Source organism: Brevundimonas sp. ZS04, from assembly GCF_001956865.1.
Taxonomy (GTDB): domain Bacteria; phylum Pseudomonadota; class Alphaproteobacteria; order Caulobacterales; family Caulobacteraceae; genus Brevundimonas; species Brevundimonas diminuta.
The window spans coordinates 2501-5920 of record NZ_MTHE01000031.1; the positions used below are offsets into that span (position 1 = coordinate 2501).

General features: G+C 53.4%; 2 tRNA genes and 2 rRNA genes (1 of these 4 running past the window's edge). All 4 read left to right on the forward strand.

Annotation, left to right across the window (positions count from 1 at the left end):
* A tRNA-Ala gene (locus BJP32_RS16525) sits at positions 1-45 on the forward strand; it begins 31 nt to the left of the window's first position.
* A 226-nt stretch (positions 46-271) separates the two neighbouring features.
* Positions 272-3052: ribosomal RNA gene (locus BJP32_RS16530) — 23S ribosomal RNA — on the forward strand.
* 75 nt (positions 3053-3127) lie between these two features.
* Positions 3128-3242 (forward strand): 5S ribosomal RNA (rrf, locus tag BJP32_RS16535).
* A 56-nt stretch (positions 3243-3298) separates the two neighbouring features.
* A tRNA-Met gene (locus BJP32_RS16540) sits at positions 3299-3375 on the forward strand.
* Positions 3376-3420 lie beyond the last annotated feature (45 nt).

Here is a 3420-nt window from a genome sequence, read left to right on the forward strand (position 1 = left end):
TTTGCAAGCAGGATGTCATCGGTTCGAATCCGTTAGGCTCCACCAGGCGCTTCAAGTTCGATGCTTGAGCACTTCGCGATCATATCAAGTTTGCATCCGGTCGCATGATCGGCTGCATTGACATTGTAAAGGAAGAATTTGACCGGCTCCTCATAAGCTTTCAGGTCAGGTTCGAGAAGATATTGTCTGACAAAGTAAAATCAGGCGTAGGTCCGGCGGATACCTCTTTCCATCCCTCGGATAAACCTATGCATGAGTTTTGCTGAGAAACGATCAAGCGTTGAAGGGCTTCTGACGGATGCCTTGGCGTAGAGAGGCGATGAAAGACGTGGCAAGCTGCGATAAGAACCGGGGAGGCGCTAGCACCCTTTGATCCGGTTATCTCTGAATGGGGAAACCCACCTTTGCGGTCTTCCAACTCTGCTTTTCGGAGCAGCGATTGGATGATCGCTTAAAGGTACAATGACCTGAATACATAGGGTTCATTGAGCGAACCCGGGGAACTGAAACATCTCAGTACCCGGAGGAAAGGACATCAACCGAGACTCCCGTAGTAGTGGCGAGCGAACCGGGACCAGGCCAGTGCTCTTGTGAAATAAAGTCGAACGGAATGGAAAGTCCGGCCATAGCGGGTGACAGCCCCGTAGACGTCAAACAGCAAGAGACTCGAGTAGGGCGGGACACGTGAAATCCTGTCTGAACATGGGGGGACCACCCTCCAAGCCTAAGTACTCCTCTACGACCGATAGTGAACAAGTACCGTGAGGGAAAGGTGAAAAGCACCCCGACAAGGGGAGTGAAACAGATCCTGAAATCGGAAGCCTACAAGCAGTCGGAGCCGCCAAGCGCGGTGACGGCGTACCTTTTGTATAATGGGTCAGCGACTTCATGTGTCGAGCAAGCTTAAGCCGTTAGGTGTAGGCGCAGCGAAAGCGAGTCTGAATAGGGCGCTAAGTTCGACGTATGACGACCCGAAACCAGGTGATCTATCCATGAGCAGGATGAAGGTAAGGTAACACTTACTGGAGGTCCGAACCCGTGAATGTTGAAAAATTCTGGGATGACTTGTGGATAGGGGTGAAAGGCCAATCAAACCTGGACATAGCTGGTTCTCCGCGAAATCTATTTAGGTAGAGCGTCCGACGAATACCCTGGGGGGTAGAGCACTGGATGGTTGCGGGCTGCGCGAGCGGTACCAATACTAACCAAACTCCGAATACCCAGGAGTACTATCGGGCAGACACACGGCGGGTGCTAACGTCCGTCGTGAAAAGGGAAACAACCCTAACCATCATCTAAGGCCCCCAAGTCATGGCTAAGTGGGAAACGATGTGGGATTGCTTTGACAATCAGGAGGTTGGCTTAGAAGCAGCCATCCTTTAAAGAAAGCGTAACAGCTCACTGATCAAGCGATCCTGCGCGGAAAATGTAACGGGGCTAAAGCCATGCGCCGAAGATATGGGTTTGCAGTTTACTGCAAGCGGTAGCGGAGCGTTCCGTAAGCCTGTGAAGGTCAACTGTGAGGTTGGCTGGAGGTATCGGAAGTGAGAATGCTGACATGAGTAACGATAAACAGTGTGAGAAACACTGTCGCCGAAAGACCAAGGGTTCCTGCGTAAAGCTAATCTGCGCAGGGTTAGTCGGCCCCTAAGGCGAGGCTGAAAAGCGTAGTCGATGGGAAGCAGGTAAATATTCCTGCACCAGCTGGAAGTGACGGATGGCATAAGTCGTCGGGGCTTATTGGATTGTTCCCGGCGGTGGCGTTGTCCCTGGAAATAACTCCAGCAGAGACCGTACCCGAAACCGACACAGGTGGTCAGGTAGAGTATACCAAGGCGCTTGAGAGAACTGTGCTGAAGGAACTCGGCAAATTGCACGCGTAACTTCGGAATAAGCGTGACTCACCCTGGGCAACCAGGACTGAGTGGCACAAGCCAGGGGGTAGCGACTGTTTAGCAAAAACATAGGGCTCTGCGAAGCATCAATGCGACGTATAGGGTCTGACGCCTGCCCGGTGCCTGAAGGTTAAAGGGAGGAGTGAAAGCTCCGAACTGAAGCCCAGGTAAACGGCGGCCGTAACTATAACGGTCCTAAGGTAGCGAAATTCCTTGTCGGGTAAGTTCCGACCTGCACGAATGGCGTAACGACTTCCCCACTGTCTCCAGCACAGGCTCAGTGAAATTGAATTCCCCGTGAAGATGCGGGGTTCCCGCGGTCAGACGGAAAGACCCTATGAACCTTTACTATAGCTTCGCCTTGGCGTTAGCGACCGTATGTGTAGGATAGGTGGGAGGCTATGAAGCCGGGGCGCCAGCTCTGGTGGAGCCATCCTTGAAATACCACCCTTACTGTCGTTGACGTCTAACCGAGGGCCGTTATCCGGTCCCGGGACATGGCGTGGTGGGTAGTTTGACTGGGGCGGTCGCCTCCCAAAGTGTAACGGAGGCGCGCGATGGTTAGCTCAGACCGGTCGGAAATCGGTCGTCGAGTGCAATGGCATAAGCTAGCCTGACTGCGAGACTGACAAGTCGAGCAGAGACGAAAGTCGGCCATAGTGATCCGGTGGTCCCGCGTGGAAGGGCCATCGCTCAACGGATAAAAGGTACTCTAGGGATAACAGGCTGATTTTGCCCAAGAGTCCATATCGACGGCAAAGTTTGGCACCTCGATGTCGGCTCATCACATCCTGGGGCTGGAGCAGGTCCCAAGGGTATGGCTGTTCGCCATTTAAAGTGGTACGTGAGCTGGGTTCAGAACGTCGTGAGACAGTTTGGTCCCTATCTGCCGTGGGTGTTCGAAGCTTGAGAGGATCTGTCCCTAGTACGAGAGGACCGGGATGGACATACCTCTGGTGGACCTGTCATGGCGCCAGCCGTGCAGCAGGGTAGCTAAGTATGGAATAGATAACCGCTGAAAGCATCTAAGCGGGAAACTAACCTCAAAACAAGGCTTCGCTGAGGATCGTGGAAGACTACCACGTTGATAGGCCAGGTGTGGAAGCGCGGTGACGTGTGAAGCTTACTGGTACTAATAATCCGATCGGCTTGATCGTTTCTCAGCAAAACTCATTCGATCTTACTTGTCGAAGTCATAGACAATATCTTCTCATTCATGTGTGTCGGGTTGACCTGGTGGCTCTGTCGGAGGTTCCCCACCCGATCCCATTCCGAACTCGGTCGTTAAGACCTCCAGAGCCGATGGTACTTCGTCTTAAGGCGCGGGAGAGTAGGTCGCCGCCGGGTCTACCCGACACACATGAATGACTTCTCGAACCTTCTTCCTTTACTCACCGCCTTGCCGCGGGATGGAGCAGCCCGGTAGCTCGTCAGGCTCATAACCTGAAGGTCGCAGGTTCAAATCCTGCTCCCGCACCCAAGCTTACAAAGCCCCGTAGCCAAAAGCTCCGGGGCTTTCTGCTGT